This window comes from Arthrobacter sp. B0316-1-20 (assembly GCF_059091865.1).
In genome coordinates this window covers 70,575-94,517 of the sequence record NZ_JBNHHC010000016.1, presented here as the reverse complement: position 1 = coordinate 94,517, position 23,943 = coordinate 70,575, and the positions used below count along the sequence as shown (strand labels likewise).

Genomic DNA, 23,943 nt, shown 5'->3' with positions numbered 1-23,943 from the left:
CAGGCGAAGGTCAACGCACATCCTGCGGACGCGGCGGCAGCGGTCCGGGGCGCAGCACGGGATAACCGGCCCGCGCCGGCGGCTGGTCGGTCGGCAGCTCGCCCAGCATCTCCTTGAGGATGCCGACGCTGTGCTCCAGCTGCGGGTCCTCCCCCGCCCCGTACGCGTGCGGCGGGAACGGCACCTCGATGTCCGGGTCCACCCCGTAGTTCTCCACGCCCCAGCCCACGCCCTGGGTGAACCAGAACGCGTACCGCGGCTGCGTGACGCCGGTTCCGTCGGCCAGCGAGAACTTCGCGTCGATGCCGACCACCCCGCCCCACGTCCGGGTCCCGACTACGGGACCAATCCCGCGCAGCTTGCTCACCTGGGTGATGATGTCGCCGTCGGACCCGGCGTATTCATCGGTGAGGACGACGACTGGGCCCCGGGGCGCGTGGGCCGGGTACGTGCCCGGCTGCTCGCCGCGGGCGAGGTTCCAGGCGGTGACCTTGCGGCCGATCAACTCGGCAACCAGCTGGGAGGTATGGCCGCCGCGGTTGCGCCGTACGTCGATGACGAGCGCGTCCTTGGCGGTCTCCACATCCAGGTCGCGGTGGAGTTGTGCCCAGCCGCGCGCCACCATGTCCGGGATATGGAGGTATCCGAAGCGTCCGTTCGATGCCTCGCGGACATTGCGGCGGTTCCCCGAGACCCAGTTCTGGTACCGGAGCCGCTCTTCGTCGCGGATGGGGATCACCGCGATTCGCCGCTGCAGGCCGGCTTCCGGGCTGCCCGCCCCGTTGACGATGGTCAGTTCGACCGTCTTGCCGGCCGCGCCGGCCAGCAGCGGCGCAGGGCCTGCCAGCGGGTCCACGGGGATGCCGTCCACCGCCGCGATCACGTCCCCCGGGTCGACGGCTGCGCCCGGAGCAGTCAGCGGAGACAGCGCCAGCGGATCCGACGATTCTCCGGCGAGGATCTTCTGCACGGTCCAGCCCGCCTCGGTCCGTGCCAGGTCGGCGCCGAGCCGTCCCTGTTTGCCGGAGCCGGGCTCCGCGACCGGCGGGGGCGAAACGTAGGCGTGCGAGGTGCCGAGTTCGCCGTGCAGCTCCCAGAGCAGGTCCACCAGGTCGTCGTGGGATCCAAGCCGCTCGACCAGGGGCCGGTAACGGTCGTAGACGCCTTGCCAGTCCAGCCCGGCCAGGTCCTCGGCCCAGTAGAAGTCGCGCTGCAGCCGCCAGGCCTCGTCGAACGCCTGGCCCCAGACCTTGAGCGGTTCGAGGGTGACCCGGATCCGGCCCAGGTCGACCTGCACGCTCTCGGGCGAGTCGTCGTCGACCTTCCCGGCGGCCGGCACGGCCTTGACCTGCGCCTTGTGCACGTACACGATCCGCTTGCGGTCCTGGGACACCTCGTAGGAGTCCAGCGCCGGCACCAGCACGGAAACCTCCCGGCGGGAGAGGTCGAACCGCTCCAGCCGCTGGGACTGCTCCGGCTCTTCCGCCGACGCGCGGCCTTCTCCGGTGACGCCGGCGGGGTCGCTGGCCAGCCACAGCAGGGCTCCGTCTACCGCGCTGAGGTCGGTGTGGCGGCCCTGCCGGACCGGGACCGGGATGATCCGCTCTCCCAGCCGTTCGGCGTCCACCACCATGTCGGCGACGGCGGGCGTGGCCTGGTCCTCCCCGTTCGGGGGTCCGTCGTGATCCTTCCCGGCCGACGGCGGCGCGTCCGGCAGCGTGCCGTGCACCGACGGACCGAACGGCGAAGACGTGGCGGCGGCCAGGGCCACCAGGAACGGCTTGGTCGATTCGGGAAAACCCAGGTCGAAGCTGTGGGTGGAATAGACCGGATCGAAGCTCCGTTCGGAGAGGAACGCGGCGAACTTGCCGTCCGGGGTGAACGCCGGACCATGGTCGCGGAAGCGTCCGTCGGTCACGTCGACGATCCCGCCGGTGCCGTCGGCCCGGGCCAGCCGGAGACGCGTGCGGGTGCCCTCCGCTGTCACGGGCTCGGCCCACAGGATCCAGCGGGAATCCGGCGAGAAGACCAGCTCGCTGATCGCCCCGTGGTCGGTTTCGGAGAGCCGGCGGAGCTGCGCGCTTTCGGCGTCCAGGACCAGTACCAGGCCGTATTCGGTGGCCACTGCCGCCAGCTTGCCGTCCGGACTGGCGGCAAGCGCGCTCACCCGGTCCGGGCCGGGCAGCTCCACGCGGCGCAATTGCTGCGGCTCCAGCGCCTCAGCCGAACGGGCGTCCGGTTCCCGGCCGCCGCTTCCGCCGCCGCCTTGCCTTCCGCCGGACCGCACCTCCACGATGGGCTGGGACTGGGTCGGATGGACGACGGCGGAGGCCGACACCGGGCGCGGCAAGCCGTCGGGCTCCGGTTCGGCGGGGGCCGGCACGGCTGCCGCGGGAGCAGGCTGGTCGGCCCGGGACAGCTGTTCGAAGACCTGGCGGATGTAGAGGGCTTCTTCCCCGTCGTGGTCCGCGACATAGACCACCCGCGTGTCGCCGAGGGGCCGCGCGAGCCGGGCGCGGACGCCGGGCGTCGATTCCACAGCGCGCGACGGGCCGTCCCGGTGGGTCAGCCAGTGCACCGTGCCGTGCGTTTCGATGACGGAGGCGGTTCCCTTGGGATTCGGCACGGCGGAGGCCAGGTGCTTTGACACGTCGAGCGGGCGGCTGCGGCGGCTCGTGGATGCCGAGCCCAGCGTGATCTCAAGCCGGCGGGCCGCGTCCGCGGAATCGAGGGAGTCCAGGATCCAGAGTTCGCCGGCGGACTCGAAGACCACGCGCGTGCCGTCCGTCGCGGCATGGCGGACGTAGAAACCGTCGTGGTCGGTGTGCCGGCGCAGGCCTGTTCCGTCCGGCCCCACCGAATACAGGTTGCCGTAACCTTCGTGATCGCTCAGGAACGCGATCCGGTTGCCGATCCACATCGGGTCTGCCAGGTTGCCGTCGAGTTCGGCCGCCAGGCGCCCGAACTCGCCGCCGCCGTCCCGGTCGATCCACAGTTTGCCGGCCGTTCCGCCGCGGTACCGCTTCCACCACGCCGGTTCGCGCGAGAGCACGCTGCCGACCACGACCGGACGCTCGTCGCCGAGTTCCGGCCCGAACGCGATTGAGTCGACGGGCCCATAGGGCAGGACCCGGGCGTCCGAACCGTCCAGCGGCACAGCGTAGGCCCAGGTGTGACGTGATTCTTCGCGTTCGAAGGAACTCGTCACCAGGGCGTGGCCCGCCGGAGTGAATCCTTTTACCTTCGTGCTGGCGTGCCCCCAGTAGGTCAGTTGGCGGAATCCCCCGCCGTCGACCGACGCCGTGACGGCCTCGGGGGCGCTGGCCTGCACCACGCTCCAGGCCAGGTGCTGCCCGTCCGGCGAGAACCTCGGATTCCGGGCCGGCAGTTGCAGCGACGAGACACGCCACGCCCGGCCGCCGGCAAGGGGGGCGACCCACACGTCGTCCTCAGCGACGAACGTGACCAGATCGCCGTGCACGTGCGGGTAGCGGAAGTAGCTCGATGAAGTCATGCCTCGATCTTAGTCACGGCCTGTGCTGGCCCCGGGGTCATCCGAGCGGCGGGGCGCCTCGCGGACTGACTGGATCAGCCAGCCGGCGTCCCGCCTCACCATCTCAAGGTGGACCCGTTGCACGCTGGGTTCGGCGCGTCGTCCCAGCACGCTGCCGTCGGCGGCCACCTGCCGGTACGCCGACGTGCTGACGGTTGCGGCCACCCATTCCTGTGGCCCTCCGCCTGGTGGCGCTGGATCAGCCGTTACCTCCTCCACCGTGGTTTCGAAGCCGTCGAGCCAACTGCCGGAGCCTGCCAGTGCAGCGATGATGCCTTGGTCCGTGTCCATGACGGCCGTGCCGGGCATATTGACCCGGTTGAGCAGCGTTGCGTCGCGCGTCCTGACGGCCTCGGTGCGCAACCAGGCCAGGGCCGGCACGGCCGCCGCCGCATCGCGGCCCCGCAGCGCACGTTCCAGTTCCGCCGGCAGTACCCGGGCTTCGGGGGGAGCCGGGTCCTGCCCTTCGCGCTGCGCCGTGGACACCTGTTGCACCGACCGGCCACCACCAGGCGATGAGACCGCATCCGGATCGCTCGGCGGAGCAGGCGCTACGTTGCCGGCCAGGGCGAACAGGATGCCCGCTGCCGCCGCGGCCGCGGCGACCGCCAACGTGGCCGCGGCCCGCCTACCGGGGGCGGGCCGGGCACCGCCTCCACGGCCGGCCCCGGCTGACGCCCGCGGAAACGGCGGCAGCGGCCCCCTGTCCCGGCGGCCGGCAGCCTTACCCGCCGCCTGCCGCCGGGTCAGCAACTGGCTGGCACCGGAAGGATGCGCCGACGCCGTCAAATCCAGTGCCTCCGGCTTTGCGGCCCGGATCGCCCGGCGGGCGAACTCCGCCGCCGAGGGGCGCTCCCCTGCACTCTCGGCCAGTCCGTCTTCCAGGAGGGCCACCAGGGGATCGGGCACCTCGGGCACCAACGCCGCCAGTGGCGGCCGCTGCGCGGTGGCACCGGGCACCCGGCCGGTGAGCGCGAACCAGCCGATGGCTGCCAACGCATAAATATCCGCCTCGGGATCCAGCCGGCCGCCGCCGGAACCGCTGCGCGGTGCCCCGAACCCCGGCGTGCCCGCCGCCGGTGGGCGGTCGCTGCCCAGCGCGCGGGCGACGCCCAGGTCGGCCAGCATCGGCTTGCCCACCGCGGTGAACAGCACGTTGCCGGGCGATACGTCCCCGTGCACGGTCCCGGTCCCGTGCAGGTAATCCAAGGCCTGGGCTATCGGAGTCAGAATCGTCACGGCCTCGCCCACGGCCAGCGGGCCGCGGGCGGCGACGAGCGCCGCGAGCGAGCCGCCGGCAGCATATTCCAGCAGCAGCCCCGGCCCGCGGTCGGTTGCCACTTGTCCGTGGACGGGCAGCAGGTGCTCATGCCGCGCCCCCGCCAACAGGAATAGTTCATGGTCGGCGGCAGCGGCCGCGGCCCCCGGTTGCCCCTCGGGGGCAACCGCCCAGGGAGCGGGCTCCCCCTCATCGGCGGCTAATACGTGCCGGGCAGGGCGCGGCCCCGGCCGCGGGCGTTCGGCGTCGTCCGAGGAGGAGGGAACAGTGGGCGCAGACAGCACCTTCAGTGCATACTCCGTTCGGGTCAGCGCGTCGCGGACCAGCCATACCGAGGCCGAGGCGCCGTTGCCCAGCCACCGCTGCACGTGCAGCCCCGGCGCCGCCGGCCGCGGCGGTTCCTGCCCCATGGAGGCCGCCCCGGGTGTCTGCCCATCTTCCATGGACCACTTGTACTCCGTTTGGCCGCGGGGCGCAGGAGTTATCCACAGCACTTGAGTCGTTACACAAATAGCAGTGCCCGGCCCCCGGAGCGTAGTCTTGCTGAATGGCTCTTGAGTTTTCTCGGCTGGGCTTCGCCCCTGACTACGTCGATTATGAAGAAGGCTGGGCGCTGCAGCGCAAGCTGCACGCCGAAGTCGTGGCGGGCACGGCGCCCAGCACCGTGTTGTTGCTGGAGCACAGCGCTGTCTACACCGCCGGCAAGCGGACCGAAGACCATGAGCGGCCGTTGGACGGCACCCCCGTGGTCAGCGTGGACCGTGGCGGCAAACTGACCTGGCACGGCCCCGGCCAACTGGTGGGTTACCCCATCGTGGCCCTCCCGGATCCCACCCGGGTGGCCGACTACGTTGACATCCTCGAGCAGGTCCTGATTAATGTGCTCGCCGATTACGGCGTGGCCGGCACCAGGATGGAGGGCCGCTCCGGCGTCTGGATCGAGGCCGACGAGCGCGGGCCCGCCCGCAAGATCGCCGCCATCGGCATCCGCGTCAACCGCCGGGTAACCATGCACGGCTTCGCGCTCAATTGCCGGAACGATTTGGCACCCTACAGCCAGATCATTGCCTGCGGCATTACCGATGCCGGCACCACCACCATCCAGGCCGAGACCGGGCTGGACGTGGCCCCGGCCGACATCGCAGACCGGGTGGAGGAAGAACTCCGCTCGTTCGAGACATCCCTGGTCAAGGCCGGCACCCCCGGCCCCGCGGCCACCGACACCGACCCTGGCCACCGCCAGACCGAAGGAGCCCTGTTGTGACGCTCGCCCCTGAAGGACGCCGCCTGCTGCGCGTCGAGGCCCGCAATGCAGCCACCCCCGTTGAGCGCAAGCCGGACTGGATCAAGGCCAAGGTCAACATGGGCCCCGAGTACGTGGGCATGAAGAACCTGGTCAAGAAGGAGGGGCTGCATACCGTCTGCGAAGAGGCAGGCTGCCCCAATATTTTCGAATGCTGGGAAGACCGCGAGGCGACGTTCCTGATCGGCGGCTCCGAGTGCACGCGCCGCTGTGACTTTTGCCAGATCCATACGGGCAAGCCCTCCCCCGTCGACATCCTGGAACCCACCAAGGTGGCCCAGTCGGTCCAGCAGATGAACCTGCGCTACGCAACCGTCACCGGCGTGGCCCGCGACGACCTGGCCGACGAGGGCGTGTGGCTCTACGCCGAGACCATCCGCAAGATCCACGAACTCAACCCCGGCACCGGCGTCGAAATCCTGATTCCGGACTTCTCCGGAAAGCCCGAACACATCACGGCCATCTGCGACGCCAAACCGGAGGTATTCGCGCACAACGTGGAAACCGTGCCCCGGATCTTCAAGCGCATCCGGCCGGCCTTCCGCTATGAGCGTTCGCTGGATGTCATCACGCAGGGCCGCGACCAGGGCATGGTGACCAAGTCCAACCTGATCCTGGGCATGGGCGAAACCCGCGAAGAAATTTCCGAGGCGCTGCGCGATCTCCACGCCGCCGGCTGCGACCTGGTGACCATCACGCAGTACCTGCGCCCGACCGAACGCCACCACCCGGTGGAGCGCTGGGTGAAGCCGGAGGAATTCGTGGAACTAAGCCAGGAGGCCGAGGACATCGGCTTCCTGGGCGTGATGAGCGGGCCGCTGGTGCGCTCGTCCTACCGGGCCAGCCGCCTCTGGGCCACCGCGATGCGCAAGAAGGGCCTGGAGCTCCCGCCCCAGCTCGCCCATATCGGCGAATCCGGCAGCACCCGCCAGGAAGCCGCCACGCTGATTGCTGCCCGGTAGCTGAACCGCCGGAACCGCGGTCCGGGAGCCTGCCGGCTGCCGGGCCGCTGCCGTGTCCGCGTACGGCACGAGTGCCTCCTGGCTCACGATAGAATTGGACATTATGGCCCATAGCACCGATTCCGACGCCCCGAAGCGGGGTCTCTTCTCACGCAAGCCCAAGGCTGGGAAACCCTCCAAAGCCAACAAGCAGCCCGGCCGGCTGAAGCAGATCGGCCAGGTCTTCCGGATGACCCGGCGCAATGACCCGAACGTTGTCTGGTTCATGCTGCTGGCCTTCCTCGGCATCGTCGCCGTCGGCCTGGTCATCGGCCTGCTGATCAACAACTGGGTCACGCTGCTGATCATCTCCATCCCGCTGGGCCTGCTGGCCGCCACCTTCATCTTGTCGCGGCGCGCCGAACGTGCGGCGTTCTCGCAGATCGAGGGCCAGCCCGGTGCTTCCGGCGCGGCCCTCAGCGTGCTGCGCCGCGGCTGGATCCTGCAGGACCAGCCGGTGGCCGTGAACCCGCGCACCCAGGACGCCGTCTTCCGCGCCGTGGGCCGCCCCGGCATTGTGCTGGTCACCGAGGGCCCCTCGCACCGCGTGCGGCAGCTGGTCGAGTCGGAGCGGCGCAGGCTTCGCCGCATCCTGCCCAACGTCACGATCCATGTGATCGAGACCGGCCGCGGCGAAGGCCAGGTGGAGTTGAGCAAGGTGGCCAAGACCGTGCAGAAGCTCAAGAAGGAACTGACCAAACAGGAAGTCAGCGCCGTGGACAAGCGCCTGTCGGCCCTGGGCAGCAACAAGCTCCCCATCCCCAAGGGCGTGGATCCGTTCAAGGCCCGCCCGGACCGCAAGGCCATGCGCGGCCGCTGAGCGTCCCGCCCGTTAAACCCGAAAGGCTGCCGGTTTCACCGGCAGCCTTTCGGGTTTAACGCATCGCGCCAGACAGCAGGCTTGAGGCCTGCAGTGAGGCGCCGGCTCAGCGGGGCGCCGGGACGGTGGTGCTCACGGCACGATCGAGGAACGCTTGGCTCAGCGGCGCACCAGCACGGTGCCCATGGCGCGATCGTGGAAGCCTCGCTGGTCGGGGTCGAAAATAACCGCCGGAATCACCAGGCACAGGAGGACGGTGCGCACGACGGCGGCCAGCAAGCCGGGGGCGGAGCCGTCGAGTTTGCGCACGTGGATGCCAAGCAGTCGGTGGCCGAAACTGTAGCCGAGCGTCCCCACCAGCAGCAGCTGCTCGACGGCGAACACCCCCAGGATGGCCAGCTGGCTTCCGCCCAGGAAGGCGTTCGCGATCGCGTAGCACAGGAGCCAGTCAATGAGCAGCGCCACGAACCGGCGCCCCGGACGCGCAATCGAGCCGGGCCCGGATTGCGGGAGCCCGAGCCGCTGCCCGGGCCATTTCTGGATGTTGGACTGCGGGGGGCCTTCAAGCCAGGAACCAAGATCGCGTCTGCTTACCACCCCTCAAGTTTACCGGTCCCGCCTGTAACGGGGTTTCCCCGGCGGCGGCCGGAGTTCCCGCCGGTAAAGCGTGAAGGCCACTGACGGTAAACTTGCAGTGCACATCGATTTCGTAACCTGCCCGAAACACTTGCGACACTGTCGGGAAATTCCCTGCTCCTATTGTTGTAACTGTTGCCGGCCCCGTACAGCGGAGGCAGGTTCCCCCAGAATGCGTAAGGAGCATGACCCGATGTTCAAGAATGCGGACGAGGTCCTCAAGTACATCGCCGACGAAGACGTTAAGTTCGTCGATATCCGTTTCACCGATCTGCCCGGCGTCCAGCAGCACTTCAACGTGCCGGCCAAGACCGTTGACGCGGACTTCTTCGTGAACGGCCAACTCTTCGACGGCTCCTCGATCCGCGGCTTCCAAGGCATCGCCGAGTCCGACATGCAGCTGATCCCGGATGTTTCGACCGCCTTCATCGATCCGTTCCGCGTCGAGAAGACGCTGGCGCTGAACTTCTCCATCGTGAACCCGCGCACCGGTGACCCCTACCACCGCGACCCCCGCGGCGTGGCCGAGCGCGCCGAGGCGTACCTGGCCTCCACCGGCATCGCCGACACCGCGTTCTTCGCCCCGGAAGCCGAATTCTTTATTTTCGACGACGTCCGCTACCAGTCCAGCCCCGAGCATTCCTTCTACAGGGTGGACTCGGTCGAGGCGTACTGGAACTCCGGGAAGCGGGAAGAAGGCGGGAACCAGGGGTACAAGACCCCGGTCAAGGGCGGCTACTTCCCGGTGGCCCCCACCGACAAGCAGGCGGACCTGCGCGACGCGATCTGCGTGGAGCTGGACGCCGTCGGCCTCGAGGTCGAGCGCTCCCACCACGAGGTCGGCGCCGCCGGCCAGGCCGAGATCAACTACAAGTTCAGCACGCTGACGCACGCGGCCGACGATTTGCTGAAGTTCAAGTACATCGTCAAAAACGTCGCCGACGCCTGGGGCAAGTCCGCCACGTTCATGCCCAAGCCCGTGTTCGGCGACAACGGCTCCGGCATGCACTGCCACCAGTCGCTCTGGACCGGCGGGCAGCCGCTGTTCTACGACGAGAAGGGCTACGCCGGCCTCTCCGACACCGCCCGCTGGTACATCGGCGGCCTGCTCAAGCATGCTTCCGCCGTGCTGGCGTTCACCAACCCGACGGTCAACTCCTACCGCCGACTGGTCAAGGGCTTCGAGGCCCCGGTGAACATGGTTTACTCACAGGGCAACCGGTCGGCCGGCATCCGCATCCCGATCACCGGCTCCAACCCGAAGGCCAAGCGCATCGAGTTCCGCGCTCCGGACCCCAGCTCCAACCCCTACCTGGCCTTCGCCGCGCAGCTGATGGCGGGCCTGGACGGCATCAAGAACCGAATCGAGCCGGCCGACCCGATCGACAAGGACCTGTACGAGCTGCCCGCCGAGGAAGCCAAGGACATCCAGAAGGCTCCGGGTTCGTTGGAGGAAGCGCTCGAGGCACTGGAGGCGGACAACGAGTTCCTGCAGGCCGGCGGTGTCTTCACCCAGGACCTGATCGACACCTGGATCGCCTACAAGCGCGAAGAGGAAATTGCGCCGCTGGCCGCCCGCCCGAACCCGTACGAATTCGAGCTCTACTACGGCTGCTAGCTAGATTCCGCGGTTAAACGCGGGCCAGTCCGCACAGAGTCCGCACGAGCTGCCAACACTTCGGTGACAGCAGCACGTGCGGACTCTTCTTTGTCCGGAAACATCTGCGCATAGGCGGGTCGCGCGTCGTCTTGGCTTTGCACCGCTGATGACCTTTACGCCGACCCCGGAGGCGATCAACAGTGAGGCGTAGTCATGCCGCAGGTCTGGTTAGTGCTGCCGTTTTCTGCGAAATTTCATATGCGTCAATCTCGGTTGCGATGAAGCGCCAAACGTGACCAAGCTTCCCGGGAATCCACCAGCACGTGCCTGCATCATCGCTTGGGCCATCAATTCTTCGGTCGGATCTCGTCCCGCAATTGCGCGAGACTCCGCTCGTTGTGACGGGCTATGAAGCCAAGCACGCCACCCAGTTCTAAAAACGCCGTGATCGGCGTGGTCCGGATCTGCCCATCTGCACCTTCCCACACGAGCAGAGAGTTCATGGTGATGTCCCGGACTGCGGACCGTGGGACCGTACGATCCCGAAAGACTCCGAACACTGTTAGATCAGCGGCGGATACTTGCACACCCAACCGCCAGTTTCGCCAGCCAGTGAGCAGCATGGCGCCCATAAGAAGCACAAACAATATGACATCTGGCACCGACCCGAAGGGGTGATCCCCCACGCGTCCAGAAGAGCCAGGGCCGGCTTTGACTTCGAAGAAGAGCACTATTAGAAACAGCAACGTACCCGCGAAAAAGGCTATCCGCGTGATGAATAGCGGGCGCAGCGTCAGTGTGGGTCCCGACATGTGCCCGCTTACCTCGTGCCCTCGCTGATTTCCGTCGATACCTCAGCAGGATACAAGGCATCTTTAAAACGGCCGACACTAACACGAGGCGCGCGGCACGAAACTGCGGTCCAGTGCAGTCGCCTTTTATCTCGGTGGCGCCGGACCGTACTCGCTGACGCCGAGTGCCACCGTAATGCTCAAGGCGCTCGATTGCACTGTTCAGCAGATCATTGAGCCGCGCCATCTCGGCCCGCGCTTCCAAAAGTGCCCACCACCGGTCGACAGCCTCTTCGCCCCACCACTTTCTGATGGCAGCTGAGAGCCTCGGCTGTGACTTCGAGGCGTGGCAAAATGAAGCCCATGGGCGAAAGCGGGGAGCCCGCACCCCAGGGCCGCACGCCGCGACCGGTCAGGGCCGCGCTCATCGGCGCTGCCGTTACCTTCCTGGTGTTCCTGGTCATCCTGCGCGTCGGAGTCGCCTATTCGCTGGTGCTGACGGCCACCGCGCTGCTGTTCGCGGGAGTGGTGGCGATCATCCGCAGCGCGCTGCGCAGGTAACGCGCGACGCGCCATGCGGGCAAGGCCCGGCGCGTTGCTCGGCTGTCCCGATGGGTCCCGGCGGCGCCGTTCAGCTGTCCCGGCGTGTCTCGGTGACGGCTGTCAGCAGGAACACCGAGTCCTCGGACGCCTCCACCGAGTGCCGCTCCTGCGGGATCACGGCGAGCTGGTTCTGGTTGACGGCCATGCGGCCGGACGCGGACACCACGGTGACCGCCCCTTCCAAGACCAGCAGCGTGCCGGCCAGCGGGGCGTTGTGCTCCCCCAGCTCCGCCCCGGCCTTCAAGGCCAACACCGTCTGGCGCAGCGGACCGTCCTGGGCCACCAAGGCGGCACTGCGGCCGTGCGGCGCTCCGACGGCCACGGCCAGGTGTTCGCGTCCAAGCACATCGATGTCGGTCATGTCCGGCGCCTCCTTCGGTTGGGTTCCGGCCTCAGCCTAGCCCGGCGCCCTGTTCCCGGCCACACACCTACAGGGCGGGGCCCGACGGCGGTGCCCCCCGCGCATCGGAGGGCACCGCCGTCGGCCGGTCGGAGGACCTCAGAGGACCTTGGCCAGGAAGTCCTGGGTACGTGCCTGCTGCGGGGCGCCGAAGAGTGCCTCCGGCCTGCCTTCCTCCACGATGTTGCCGTCGGCCATGAAGATGACGCGGTCCGAGACTTCGCGGGCGAAGCCCATCTCGTGGGTGACCACCACCATGGTCATGCCTTCCGCCGCCAGGTCCTTGATGACCTGCAGCACCTCCCCCACCATCTCCGGGTCCAGGGCGCTGGTGGCCTCGTCGAAGAGCATGATGTCGGGATTCATGGCCAGTGCCCGCGCGATGGCCACGCGCTGCTTCTGTCCGCCGGAGAGCTGGGCCGGGCGGGCGTCGGCCTTCTCAGACAGCCCGACCCTCTCCAGCAGCTCCAGGGCCTTGCTGCGTGCTTCGGCCTTGCCGAGCTTCTTGAGCTCCACCGGGGCCAGCATGATGTTCTCCAACACGGACTTGTGCGGGAACAAGTTGAAGTGTTGGAAGACCATGCCGATGTGCTGGCGCACCTTGTCCAGGTCGACCTTCGGGTCGGTCAGGTCGAAACCGTCAACCACCACGGTTCCCCCGCTGATGTCCTCCAGCTTGTTCAGGCAGCGCAGGAAGGTCGACTTGCCCGAGCCGGACGGCCCGATCACGCAGACGACTTCGCCTTCGGCCACCTCGACGTCGAGGCCCTTGAGGACCTCGTTGCTGCCAAAGCTTTTTCTGAGTCCGGCGACGTGAATCTTGCTCACTTGTTGAACCTCTTATCCAGGATGTTGGAAAGCTTGATCAGCGCGGTGATCACCACGAAGTACAACGCCGCCACGATCAGCAGCGTTTCGCCGGTACGGAAGTTGGAGGCGTAGATCTGCTGGCCCTGGTAGGTCAGTTCGGCGAAACCGATGACCGCGAGCAGGGAGCTGTCCTTGAGCGTGATGACGAACTGGTTGATGAAGCTGGGGGTCATGATCTTGACCGCCTGCGGGATCACGACCTTCTGCATGGACTTGACGTAGCCCAGGCCCAGGCTGCGGCTGGCTTCCATCTGGCCTGGATCAACGGACTGGATGCCGCCGCGGACGATCTCCGTCATGTAGGCGCCGGCATTCAGGCTCAGCGTCAGCACGCCGGCGGTGAGGACGTCGATCGGCGCCCCGGTCAGCTGCGGCAGGCCGAAGTAGAAGAAGAACGCCTGGACCAGCAACGGCGTGCCGCGGAAGATGCCCACGTAGGTGGTCGCGATCCCGCGCAGCACGATCCGGCGGGATACCTTCAGGAACCCGAAGGCGACGCCCAGGACCAGGGCGATGATGATCGAGACCGCCGTGGCGAACAGCGTGAGTCCCAGGCCCTTCATCAGGGCAGGGAGGCTGTCGGTCAGCAGCTGCCAGAAGCTGCTCTTCCCGGCAGTCTCCGGCGAGGCGAGGTACTTGTCCAGGATCTGCTGGTATTCGCCGCTGGCCTTGAGCTCGGCCAGGCCGGCGTTGAAGGCTTGGATCAGTTCGGGGTTCTGGTCCTTGTTGACCGCGAAGCCGTAGGAACTTCCGCGTTCCTTCTCCGTGACGGCCTTCAGCCCGTTGTTCTGGGCAATGCCGTAGGCCAGCACCGGGTAGTCGTCGAAGACTGCCACGGAGTTGCCGGCCTTGACGTCGTCGTACATGGTGGCCGACTGGTCCAGCGGCTTGACCGTGAAACCGTACTCTTCGGCGATGGAGTCGGCGAAGGCTTCACCCTCGCTGCCGCGCTTGACCGCGACCGTCTCGCCCGCGAGGTCCTCGTACGAGGTGATCTCGTTGTTGCTCTGCGCCACGGCCATCTGCACACCCGAGTCGAAGTACGGGTCAGAGAAGTCGAAGACCTGCCGGCGCTCGTCCGTGATGGACATGCCGGCGATGACTCCATCCACCTGGTTGGACTGCAGCGCCTGCAGCGCGGCGTCGAACCCGAGCGACCGGATTTCCACCTCGAAACCCTGGTTCTCGGCGATCGCCCGCAGCAGGTCCATGTCGATGCCGACCAGTTCGCCGCCCTGGCGGAACTCGAAGGGGGCGAACGTCGTGTCGGTACCGATGACGTAGCTCTTGCCGCTGGCGCTCTGCGGCGCCTGGGCCGCGGCCGCGGCCGCGGCCGCGTTGCCGCCGAAGACCAGCGAGAGCACCGCCAGCAGTCCGGTCAGGGCCAGCAGGCGCCGTCCCAGCCCGGTGCGTTGGAGGGTGTGCAAACTAAACAGCTCCTAGATTTGTTCTCAGGGCACGCCTGTACAGCCTGTGCAAGGCGCAAAAGATCCTCATTGAGGGTACAGACCGGTGACCGGCAGCACCACTTGGCGTCGGGGAGGCTAGGTGCCGTAACCGTAGAAGTAGCGCTCGAAGATGGCCCGGGCGCGGCGGGTCAGGCGCAGGTAGTCTTCCTCGATCGCCGCAGCGTTCCCGGGCTCGTAACCGCACCAGCGTGCCACCGCTTCGAGGTCCCGGCGCGAGGCCGGCAGCACGTCCGAGTTCTTGCCCGCCCAGATCACATTGGCCGACCGGATCCGGGTGGCAAGGCTCCAGCTTCGCCCGAGGGCGGCGGCGTCCTCGCCCGGCAGCAGCCCAGCGGCGGCGATGGCGGAGAGCGCTTCGAGCGTGTTGGTGGTGCGCAGCTCCGGGAGCTTCCGGGCGTGCTCCAGCTGCAGCAGCTGCACCAGCCACTCCACGTCGCTGAGTCCCCCGCGGCCCAGCTTCAGATGGCGGGCCGGATCGGCGCCGCGCGGGAGCCGCTCCGATTCCACCCGCGCCTTGATCCGGCGGATCTCGCGCACCTGATCGCTTCCCAGCCCCTCCGGGTAGCGGATCGGATCCACGAGCGCGATGAACTCGTCCGCCAGGTTGTCGTCGCCGGCCATCGGGCGGGCGCGCAGCAAGGCCTGCGCCTCCCAGACCAGGGACCAGCGTTGGTAATACTCGCGGTAGGAGTCCAGCGAGCGCACCATCGGCCCGTTCTTGCCTTCCGGCCGCAGCGCCGCATCCACTTCGAGCACCCGTTCGGCCAGCACCGGGGGTGTGCAGGGCTGCTTCAGGAGGGAAGAGATCCGCGTGACAATGCGCTCCGCCTGCTGCTGGGCCAGGCCGGGGTCGGCCCCCGGCAAGGGCCGGTGCACGTACATGACGTCGGCATCCGAGCCGTAGCTGATCTCCCGTCCGCCCTGCCGGCCCATGGCCACCACCAACAGGGCCGTCAGCCGTTCCTCGGACTCCAGCACGGAGGTTTCCGCGACGTGGAGCGCGCCGAGCACGGCGGCACGGTCGGCGTCCGCCAGAGCGGCCCCGACCTGGGACTGCTCCAGCAGCCCGGAGGAGTCGGCGAGCGCAATGCGCAGCGTTTCCCGGCGCCGGATCAGCCGGATCAGCCGGATGGCCTCCTCGGGCACCGGATGGCGGGACATCTTGGACCGGATTTCCTGCCACTGGGCGTCGAAGCTGAGCGGTACGAGGTCCTTGTCGGTGCCCAGCCAGGCCGTGGACTCCGGCGAGACCTCCAGCAGGTCCGTGATGAAGCGGCTGCTGGAAAGGATGTGGCACAGCCGTTCGGCGGCCGAGCTCGAGTCCCGCAGCATGCCCAGGTACCAGTGCGAGTCTCCCAGCCGTTCGCTCAGCCGGCGGAAGCCCAGCAAACCCGCGTCCGGGTCCACGCCGGAAGCGATCCATTCCAGCAAGACCGGGAGCAGCTGGCGCTGCAGCAACGCCTTCCTGCTGACCCCGCCGGTCAGGGCCTCGATATGACGCATCGCACCCCGCGGATCCTGGTAGCCCAGCGCGGCCAGCCGGCCCTGCGCCGCCTCCGGGGTCAGCCGCACCTCGTCCAGGCTCAGGTTGGAGGCTGCGGCCAGCAGCGGCCGGTAGAAGATGCGCTCGTGCAGCGCCCGCACCCTGCGCTTGGTCTGCTGCCACTTCTCCAGCAACTCGGCCGGCGCCGGCCGCCTCTCGAGCAGCGCTCCCTGCGCGGCTTTGGCCAGCACGCGCTGCGCCTGCTCGTCGTCGGGCATCAAGTGGGTCCGGCGCAGGTGCACCAACTGGATCCGGTGTTCCAGGACGCGCAGGTACCGGTAGGCCTCATCGAATTCCTGCGCGTCGGCGCGCGAGATGTAGCCCGCCGTGCTCAACGCCGCGATGGCCGACGTCGTGTCGCGCTGGCGGATGGATTCGTCTACCCGGGCATGCACCAGCTGCAGCAGTTGGACCGTGAATTCGACGTCGCGAAGCCCGCCGCGGCCCAGCTTGATCTGACGGCCACGCTCATGGGCCGGGATGTTTTCGGTGACCCGGCGGCGCATGGACTGCACTGACTCGACGAACCCTTCCCGTTCCGACGAGGACCACACCAACGGCGACACCGCTTCCTCGTACCGGCGGCCCAGCTCGGCGTCCCCGGCCACGGCCCGGGCCTTCAGGAGTGCCTGGAACTCCCAGCTCTGCGCCCAGCGCCGGTAATACGTCAGGTGCGAGTCCAGCGTCCGAACCAGCGGCCCGTCCTTGCCCTCCGGGCGCAGGTTGGCGTCGACTTCCCAGAGCCCGGGTTCCGGGCCGGGCGAGGAGATGGCGCGGGCCGTTCCGCTGGCCAGCGCCGCGCCGATCACCCCGGCCTCGGTGTCGGCGAGCCCGTCGGCCTCGACGACGTACACCACGTCGACGTCGGAAATATAGTTCAGCTCCCCGGCCCCGCACTTGCCCATGCCGATGATGGCCAGCCGCACCGCCGCGACGTCGCCGGCGCCGTAACGCTCCGCTGCTTCGGCCCGGGCCACCGCAAGCCCGGCGTCCAGCGCGGCCGCTGCCAGGTCCGCCAGTTCCCGGGCGGCGTCCGGCAGGAAGTCGACCGGCGAGGCCGCGGAGAGGTCCCGGATCGCCAGTTCGGACAGGTGCCGGCGGTACGTGCTCCGCAGCGCGACGTAGGCGTCCTTGCCCGAAAACGAGGCGACCGGTTGTCCCGACAAGGGGTCCGCCCCGACGGAACGCAGCAGCGAGCTGCGCAGCCGGGACGCCGGCACCCGGCCCGGTTCCGGTCCGATGTCCGTGTCGAGGACGTCCAGATGCTCCGGCCGGCGGAGCAGGAAGTCCGCCAGGGCCTCGGAAGCCCCGAGCAGCCGGAACAGGGCTTCACTGCCGTCGCCGCCCATGTTGATGACGTCCGCCAGGGACGGGTTTTTCTCCAGCAGTCGCACCAGCGACACCAGCGCCTGGTCCGGGTCGGCGCTCACCGCGAACCCGGCCTCCAGCCGCTCCTGGCTGATGCCGGACAGTTCCCTGGCCTGCAGGAACCGGGTGCTGCGCTCCAGATCGTGGAATCCTCGGGCGATCAAGCGCCGGTTCGTCAGCACGTGTCAGCCCTAGAGGATTCCGATGTTGCGCTTCAGCTCGTGCGGGGTGACCTGCAGCCGGTAGTCGTGCCACTCGGCCCGCTTGTTGCGCAGGAAAATCTCGTACACCTGTTCGCCCAGGATCCCGGCCACCAGCTCCGACTCCTCCATGGTGCGGATGGCGTCATGCAAACTGGACGGCAACGGGTCAAGGCCCATGGCCCGCCGCTCGGCGGTGCTCAGGCTCCACACGTCGTCCTCGGCGGCCGGCGGCAACTCGTAGCCCTCCTCGATGCCCTTGAGCCCGGCGCCCAGGAGCACCGCGTAGGACAGGTAGGGATTGGCCGCCGAGTCGATGCCCCGGTATTCCACCCGGGCGGACTGGCCCTTGCTCGGCTTGTACAGCGGCACCCGCAGCAGCGCCGACCGGTTGTTGTGGCCCCAGGACACGTAACTGGGGGCCTCTCCCCCGCCCCACAGGCGCTTGTAGGAGTTAACGAACTGGTTGGTGACGGCGGTGAATTCGGGCGCATGGCGCAGGATCCCGGCCATGAACTGGCGCGCCGTCTTGGAGAGCTGGAATTCGGCGCCGGCTTCGAAGAAGGCGTTCGAGTCTCCCTCGAACAGCGAAAAGTGCGTGTGCATGCCGGAACCCGGGTGGTCGGAGAACGGCTTGGGCATGAAGGTGGCGTAGATGCCCTCCATCAACGCCACTTCCTTGACCACCGTGCGGAAGGTCATGATGTTGTCCGCCGTCTGCAGGGCATCGGCGTACCGGAGGTCGATTTCGTTTTGGCCGGGCCCGTCCTCGTGGTGGCTGAACTCCACCGAGATGCCCACGTTTTCCAGCATGGTCACCGCGGTGCGGCGGAAGTCCTGGGCAACACCGCCGGGCACGTGGTCAAAATACCCGGCGTGGTCCACGGGCACCGGGACCCCGTCCGGACCCAGCTGGTCGGACTTGAGCAGGTAGAACTCGATTTCGGGGTGCGTGTAGCAAGTGAAGCCCATCTCCGCGGCCTTGCCCAGCGTCCGCTTGAGGACATTGCGCGGGTCGGCGGTGGACGGTTCGCCGTCGGGGGTGAGCACGTCGCAGAACATCCGCGACGTTTGCTCCGCTTCGCCCCGCCACGGCAGGATCTGGAACGTGGTGGGATCCGGCTGGACCAGCATGTCGGACTCGAAGACCCGGGCCAGTCCTTCAATAGAGGAGCCGTCGAAGCCGAGCCCCTCCTCGAAGGCGCCTTCGACCTCCGCAGGGGCCAGCGCCACGGATTTCAGCGACCCGACGATGTCGGTGAACCAGAGCCGGACAAAGCGCACGTCGCGTTCCTCGATGGTACGGAGGACGAATTCCTGCTGACGGTCCATGTGCTGCCTTTCGCTGTGTCCGGGCCACGGCATCCAAAAACTGCATGCCAAAGCCTGCGGTGGTCTGCTTCCCTTTAGCCTACTGGCAGCACAACCGAAGTTGGCGCCCCCGGTAACGCGTCCGCGCCAGAGTGGAGGAAGCGGACGCCTGAGGATTAGGCTCTACCACATGCCCACTTCACAGTCTTCCGGCGCCGAGCAGCCGGCTCCTTACGGCACGCCGGCGGCGGCATCGGCTTCCCGCCCGGCCCGCCGCACCCGCATCCACCACCTGCAGCAGGCCAAGGACGAGGGCCGGCGCTTCGCGATGTTGACGGCGTATGACCAGTACACCGCGGAGATTTTCGACGCCGCCGGCATCGAGGTGCTGCTGATCGGGGACTCGGCGTCCAACAACGTCCTGGGCAACGAGACCTCCCTGCCGATCACCGTGGACGAGATGCTGCCGCTCTGCCGGGCGGTCGCCCGCTCGGCCCGCAGCGCGTTCGTCGTTGCCGACCTGCCCTTCGGCAGCTACGAGGTGTCGCCGGCGCAGGCGGTGGAAACGGCCGTGCGCTTCCTGAAGGAGACCGGCGTCCACGCGGTGAAAATGGAGGGCGGCGCCTACTATGCGGACACCGTCCGGGCCATGGTGCAGGCCGGAGTTCCGGTACTGGCGCATATCGGCTTCACTCCGCAGAGCGAACATGCGCTGGGCGGCTACCGGGTGCAGGGCCGCGGCGACGACGCCGAACGGCTCATCGACGACGCCCTGGCCCTGGAAGCGGCCGGAGCCTTCGCCGTGCTCATGGAGATGGTTCCGGCCGAGGCGGCCGCCAAGGTGGACCAGGCCCTGCGTGTCCCCACGATCGGCATCGGGGCCGGACCGTCGACCACCGGCCAGGTCCTGGTCTGGCAGGACATGGTCGGCCTGCGCGGCGGCAAGATGGCGAAGTTCGTCAAACAGTATGCGGACGTGCGCACCATCATTTCCGACGCCGCCGCCGCCTTCCGCTCGGACGTCCAGGACGGCGTGTTCCCCGGCCCGGAGCACTCCTTCTAGGCACCCCGTCCTTTGGGTCCGTAAACCCCGCGCCCGGAGCAGGCGCCGGCGGGTCAGTCGTCCTCCGCGTCCCACTCCTCGTTGCGCCGCTGCACCTTTTCCAGTGCGTGCTCGGCCTCTTCGCGGGTCTCGTAGGGGCCGATCAGCTGCGTCCAGTCGGACTGGGCGCCCACTTCCACCTGATGGGTGACCACGTTGTACCAGAAATCCGCCATGCCGGCCTCCTTACGTTGACGGCGCCCGGCAGCGTGCGAAGGCTGTTGCCCCTCCGCTGTCGGGCACCTCTGCAGCACCTATATGATCGATACTATGCCCCACAACGCAGCAACAGCACCCGTCGGAACCCTCGTTCAAGGCACCGTCAGCCCCCCGTTGCCCGTTCCCCCTTCGATCGTCCGGCCCGAGTACGCGTGGAAGCCGGCGCCGGCCAAATTCACCGGCTCGGAGGTCAAGACGCCGGAGACCATCGAGAAAATCCGCGTCGCCGGACGGATCGCCGCACAGGCCATCGTGGAGGTGGGCAAGCACATCGAGCCGGGCGTGACCACCGACGAGTTGGACCGCATCGGGCATGAATTCCTGCTGGACCACGGCGCGTATCCCTCCTGCCTGGGCTATCGCGGCTTCCCCAAATCGATCTGTTCCTCGGTGAATGAAGTGATCTGCCACGGCATTCCGGATACCACCGTGCTGCAGGACGGGGACATCGTCAACATCGATATCACCGCGTACCTGGACGGCGTCCACGGGGACACGAACTACACCTTTTTGGTCGGCGACGTCGATGAAGAGTCCCGCCTGCTGGTCGAGCGCACCCAGGAGTCGCTGCGCCGCGGCATCAAGGCCGTGGCCCCGGGACGGGAGATCAACGTGATCGGCCGGAGCATCGAGTCCTATGCCAGGCGTTTCGGCTACGGCGTGGTCCGCGATTTCACCGGCCACGGCGTCGGCGAGGCCTTCCACACCGGCCTGATCATCCCGCACTACGATGCCGCCCCGGCCTACAGCCGGGCGATCGAGCCGGGCATGGTTTTCACCATCGAGCCCATGCTGACCCTGGGCACGATCGAGTGGGAGATGTGGGATGACAACTGGACGGTCGTCACGAAGGACCGCAGGCGGACCGCCCAGTTCGAGCACACGCTGGTGGTCACCGAGACCGGGGCGGAAATCCTTACCCTCCCCTAGCTTTTCGCAGCCTGACACCGCCGGACACAGCGGGTAGGCTTCCGGTAGTCCGGCGAGGCACGCCGGGTCTCAACGCGCACGGAGGTGGCATGGCGACCGAGGACATCGTGGCCAAAAAGGCAGCCAAGCGGGCGGCCCGGTCGGCGATCGGCATCGATATCGGCGGAACCGGCATCAAGGGCGGCATCGTCGACCTCAAAAAGGGCATCCTGGTCGGCGACCGCATCCGCTATGACACGCCCCGTCCGTCCAGTCCGGAGGCGGTGGCCGACGTCGTCGCGCGCATCGTCAAAGAACTCAGCGCCCGCCCGGAGGGACCGGAATCCGACCGGCCGGTGGGCGTGACATTCCCCGCCATCATCCGCCACGGCATTGCACGGTCGGCGGCCAACGTGGACGAGCGCTGGATCGGGACCGACGTGGACGCGCTGCTCACGCACCGGATGTCCCGCCCCGTCCAGGTGATGAACGACGCCGACGCGGCCGGCCTGGCGGAGGTCCGCTACGGGGCGGGTGCGGGGGTGAAGGGAACCGTGCTGGTCATCACCCTGGGCACGGGCATCGGCTCCGCGTTCATCTTCGACGGCAAGCTGGTCCCGAACGCCGAGCTGGGCCACCTGGAGCTGGACGGGCACGACGCCGAGTCGAAGGCTTCCGCCGTGGCCCGCGAACGCGACGGCTTGGACTGGGCGGAGTACTCGCAGCGCCTGCAGCGGTACTTTTCGCACGTCGAGTTCCTGTTCTCGCCGGAGCTGTTCATCATCGGCGGCGGCATCTCGAAACGCAGCGAGGACTTCCTGCCCCGGCTTCAGCTGGCCACGCCGATCATCCCGGCCCAGCTGCGCAACAACGCCGGCATCGTGGGGGCGGCCCTGCAGGCGGCCCTGCACTTCGGCTTCGCCAAATAGGCCGGCAACCGGGAGGTTGGTGCCGGTGGCGGCCTCGGCTTCCCCTCCGCAGCCGCCACCGGAGTCTTGGTCGCGCTACTGCGCTGTCAACGGCCGTTGCCGGCCTTCGGGCCCCTGCTGGCCGTTCCTCTGCGCATCGTGGCGCAGCTGGTCGATCGCGGATTCAAAATCCTCCAGCGATTCGTAGCCCTGGTAGACGCTGGCGAACCGCAGGTAGGCGATCAGGTCCAGCTTCTTCAGCGGCCCCAGGATGGCCAGGCCCACCTCATGCGCGTCGATTTCCGCGGCACCGCTGGCGCGGACCGACTCTTCGACTTCCTGGGCCAGCATGGCCAGGTCGTCTTCCGTCACGGGACGGCCCTGGCAGGCCTTGCGCACGCCGTTGACGACCTTGGTCCGGCTGAACGGCTCGCTGACCCCGGAGCGCTTGATCACGCTGAGGCTGGTGGTCTCCACTGTGGTGAAGCGCCGCCCGCAGGCCGGACACTGGCGGCGCCGCCGGATCGCGGAACCGTCATCGGTCAGCCGGCTGTCCACCACCCGGGAATCGGAGTTACGGCAGAACGGACAGTACACGCCACACTCCTTCCCTCGGGACAGCCAACTTATTCATCCTAGAACCATATCTAGGTGAATTACAAGACTGTGATTACTACATGTTGGGGTTTGGGCCCGTTCAGGCGAACCGGATGGCAACGGCGTCGCCGTGGGCCGGGAGGTCCTCGGCGCGGGCCAGCGCGGCGATGTGCCCGCTGACTTCCCGCAGCGCCGCGTCGCCGTAATTGACCACCTGGACGGCGCGCAGGAAGGTCGTCACGTTCAGGCCGCTGGCGAAGGTGGCGGTGCCGCTGGTGGGCAGCACGTGGTTGGAGCCGGCGCAGTAGTCGCCCAGGCTCACCGGGCTGTAGTCGCCCACGAAGATCGCTCCGGCGTTGCGGATGCGCGCGGCTACCCCGGCCGCGTCGGCGGTCTGGATCTCCAGGTGTTCGGCGGCGTAGGCGTCGCAGACGGCGATGCCCTGTTCCAGCCCGTCCACCAAGATGGTCCCCGACTGCGGACCGGACAGCGCCTCGCGGACGCGGGCGGCGTGTTTGGTTCGGGCGACCTGCTCGCCGAGTTCCCGGCGCACTGCCGCCGCCAGTTCCTCAGAAGCCGTGATCAGGACGGAGGCGGCGTGCGGGTCGTGCTCGGCCTGGCTGATGAGGTCGGCGGCCACGAACGCCGGATTGGCAGTCTCGTCGGCCAGGATGGCGATCTCGGTGGTGCCGGCCTCGGCGTCGATCCCCACCACGCTCTTGACCAGCCTCTTGGCCGTGGCCACATAGACGTTGCCGGGGCCGGTCACGACGTCCACCGGCTCCAGCGCCGGGCCGTGCCCGTTCGCGGGCGCGCCGTAGGCGAACGCCGCCACCGCCTGCGCGCCGCCGATGGCGTACACCTCGTCGATTCCCAGCAGCTTGGCGGCGGCCAGGATTGTCGGGTGCGGGAGCGAGCCGAAGTCCTTCTGCGGCGGCGACGCAAGGGCGATGGACGCCACGCCGGCGGCCTGGGCGGGCACCACGTTCATGACGACAGATGACGGGTACACCGCCAGCCCGCCCGGGACGTAGAGGCCCACCCGGTTCACCGGGATCCACTTGTGCGTCACCACCGCTCCGTCACCGATCTCGACGTCGGTGTCCCCCGGCTTTTGCGCCGCGGCGAACCGCCGGGCCCGCGCGATCGATTCCTCCAGACCGGCGCGGACCTGCGGATCGAGCTGTTCCAGGGCTTCCTCCAGCGCGGCCGCCGGCACCCGGGGATGCAGTTGCTCCACCCCGTCGAACCGGCGGGCAAGCTCCGCCAACGCGGCGAACCCGCCCGCCCGGACCTTGCCGATGATTTCCTCTACGGCGCCGGTGGCGGCGTCGAAGGTGGTCTCCGCCCGCGGCATGGCCGCCTTGAGTTCGGCGGTGCCCAGCCGGCGGCCGCGCAGGTCAAGGGTGGGGAAATCGGTGAAGGTGTTGGCCGAGGCTGCAGAAGTCACCCACCCATTCT

Annotated in this window: 20 protein-coding genes; 8 read left to right on the top strand and 12 right to left on the bottom strand. The window is 68.2% G+C overall.

Features of this window, described 5'->3' with window-relative positions:
* Positions 1–10 precede the first annotated feature (10 nt).
* Positions 11–3,514 carry a S41 family peptidase gene (locus AC5RW2_RS24200; protein ID WP_494074716.1) on the bottom strand — a complete coding sequence of 1,168 codons (3,504 nt, stop codon included), beginning with the start codon at positions 3,512–3,514 and terminating at the stop codon, positions 11–13.
* Between the two features lie 9 nt (positions 3,515–3,523).
* Complete coding sequence (locus AC5RW2_RS24195; protein ID WP_494074715.1) at positions 3,524–5,275, bottom strand: serine/threonine-protein kinase; 1,752 nt, start codon at positions 5,273–5,275, stop codon at positions 3,524–3,526.
* A 104-nt stretch (positions 5,276–5,379) separates the two neighbouring features.
* Here AC5RW2_RS24195 and lipB point away from each other — a divergent pair, with 104 nt between their 5' ends.
* From lipB to AC5RW2_RS24180, 3 genes are all read left to right on the top strand, one after another.
* Positions 5,380–6,096 (top strand): lipoyl(octanoyl) transferase LipB, encoded by a 717-nt coding sequence (gene lipB, locus AC5RW2_RS24190; protein ID WP_494013822.1) that lies wholly within the window; start codon positions 5,380–5,382, stop codon positions 6,094–6,096.
* Positions 6,093–7,097, top strand: coding sequence for a lipoyl synthase (gene lipA / locus AC5RW2_RS24185; RefSeq protein ID WP_494013821.1), 1,005 nt, complete (start codon positions 6,093–6,095; stop codon positions 7,095–7,097). Before lipB ends, lipA begins: the two co-directional genes overlap by 4 nt.
* Before the next feature lie 103 nt (positions 7,098–7,200).
* Positions 7,201–7,956 (top strand): DUF4191 domain-containing protein, encoded by a 756-nt coding sequence (locus AC5RW2_RS24180; RefSeq protein ID WP_493978004.1) that lies wholly within the window; start codon positions 7,201–7,203, stop codon positions 7,954–7,956.
* A 159-nt stretch (positions 7,957–8,115) separates the two neighbouring features.
* Here the strand turns inward: AC5RW2_RS24180 and AC5RW2_RS24175 are convergent, their stop codons facing one another.
* Entirely contained in the window at positions 8,116–8,553 is a 438-nt protein-coding gene (locus AC5RW2_RS24175) for an RDD family protein (RefSeq protein WP_493999487.1), read from the bottom strand.
* A gap of 232 nt (positions 8,554–8,785) precedes the next feature.
* On the opposite strand from AC5RW2_RS24175, the gene glnA reads away from it, so the two are divergent.
* On the top strand, positions 8,786–10,210 hold the full coding sequence (gene glnA / locus AC5RW2_RS24170; RefSeq protein ID WP_493967363.1) for a type I glutamate--ammonia ligase: 1,425 nt from the start codon (positions 8,786–8,788) through the stop codon (positions 10,208–10,210).
* Between the two features lie 329 nt (positions 10,211–10,539).
* On the opposite strand, the gene AC5RW2_RS24165 is transcribed toward glnA, so the two are convergent.
* On the bottom strand, positions 10,540–11,004 hold the full coding sequence (locus tag AC5RW2_RS24165; protein ID WP_494074714.1) for a hypothetical protein: 465 nt from the start codon (positions 11,002–11,004) through the stop codon (positions 10,540–10,542).
* 342 nt (positions 11,005–11,346) lie between these two features.
* Here AC5RW2_RS24165 and AC5RW2_RS24160 point away from each other — a divergent pair, with 342 nt between their 5' ends.
* Positions 11,347–11,544: a hypothetical protein gene (locus AC5RW2_RS24160; protein WP_493999486.1), complete on the top strand. Its 198-nt coding sequence runs from the start codon at positions 11,347–11,349 to the stop codon at positions 11,542–11,544.
* 70 nt (positions 11,545–11,614) lie between these two features.
* On the opposite strand, the gene AC5RW2_RS24155 is transcribed toward AC5RW2_RS24160, so the two are convergent.
* From AC5RW2_RS24155 to AC5RW2_RS24135, 5 genes are all read right to left on the bottom strand, one after another.
* Positions 11,615–11,947: a cupin domain-containing protein gene (locus AC5RW2_RS24155; protein WP_493977940.1), complete on the bottom strand. Its 333-nt coding sequence runs from the start codon at positions 11,945–11,947 to the stop codon at positions 11,615–11,617.
* A 138-nt stretch (positions 11,948–12,085) separates the two neighbouring features.
* Positions 12,086–12,814, bottom strand: coding sequence for an amino acid ABC transporter ATP-binding protein (locus AC5RW2_RS24150; RefSeq protein ID WP_494013817.1), 729 nt, complete (start codon positions 12,812–12,814; stop codon positions 12,086–12,088).
* Positions 12,811–14,283: an amino acid ABC transporter substrate-binding protein/permease gene (locus AC5RW2_RS24145; RefSeq protein ID WP_494074713.1), complete on the bottom strand. Its 1,473-nt coding sequence runs from the start codon at positions 14,281–14,283 to the stop codon at positions 12,811–12,813. Before AC5RW2_RS24145 ends, AC5RW2_RS24150 begins: the two co-directional genes overlap by 4 nt.
* 117 nt (positions 14,284–14,400) lie before the next feature.
* On the bottom strand, positions 14,401–17,418 hold the full coding sequence (locus AC5RW2_RS24140; protein ID WP_494074712.1) for a bifunctional [glutamine synthetase] adenylyltransferase/[glutamine synthetase]-adenylyl-L-tyrosine phosphorylase: 3,018 nt from the start codon (positions 17,416–17,418) through the stop codon (positions 14,401–14,403).
* 9 nt (positions 17,419–17,427) lie between these two features.
* Positions 17,428–18,768, bottom strand: coding sequence for a glutamine synthetase family protein (locus tag AC5RW2_RS24135; RefSeq protein WP_493977944.1), 1,341 nt, complete (start codon positions 18,766–18,768; stop codon positions 17,428–17,430).
* 169 nt (positions 18,769–18,937) lie between these two features.
* Between AC5RW2_RS24135 and panB the strand changes: the two genes are divergently transcribed.
* Positions 18,938–19,810 (top strand): 3-methyl-2-oxobutanoate hydroxymethyltransferase, encoded by an 873-nt coding sequence (gene panB / locus AC5RW2_RS24130; protein WP_493999482.1) that lies wholly within the window; start codon positions 18,938–18,940, stop codon positions 19,808–19,810.
* Positions 19,811–19,863: 53 nt separating this feature from the next.
* Here panB and AC5RW2_RS24125 read toward each other — a convergent pair whose 3' ends face one another.
* A complete protein-coding gene (locus AC5RW2_RS24125; RefSeq protein ID WP_493999481.1) occupies positions 19,864–20,103 on the bottom strand; it encodes an SPOR domain-containing protein in 240 nt (79 codons plus the stop codon).
* A 16-nt stretch (positions 20,104–20,119) separates the two neighbouring features.
* Between AC5RW2_RS24125 and map the strand changes: the two genes are divergently transcribed.
* Together map and ppgK are read left to right on the top strand one after the other, a co-directional pair.
* Positions 20,120–20,998, top strand: coding sequence for a type I methionyl aminopeptidase (gene map, locus AC5RW2_RS24120; RefSeq protein WP_493999480.1), 879 nt, complete (start codon positions 20,120–20,122; stop codon positions 20,996–20,998).
* Positions 20,999–21,105: 107 nt separating this feature from the next.
* Entirely contained in the window at positions 21,106–21,906 is an 801-nt protein-coding gene (ppgK, locus tag AC5RW2_RS24115) for a polyphosphate--glucose phosphotransferase (protein ID WP_493978006.1), read from the top strand.
* Between the two features lie 75 nt (positions 21,907–21,981).
* Here the strand turns inward: ppgK and nrdR are convergent, their stop codons facing one another.
* Both nrdR and hisD read right to left on the bottom strand, forming a co-directional pair.
* Entirely contained in the window at positions 21,982–22,482 is a 501-nt protein-coding gene (nrdR, locus tag AC5RW2_RS24110) for a transcriptional regulator NrdR (protein WP_493999479.1), read from the bottom strand.
* Positions 22,483–22,582: 100 nt separating this feature from the next.
* Positions 22,583–23,932: a histidinol dehydrogenase gene (gene hisD, locus AC5RW2_RS24105; protein WP_494013814.1), complete on the bottom strand. Its 1,350-nt coding sequence runs from the start codon at positions 23,930–23,932 to the stop codon at positions 22,583–22,585.
* Positions 23,933–23,943 lie beyond the last annotated feature (11 nt).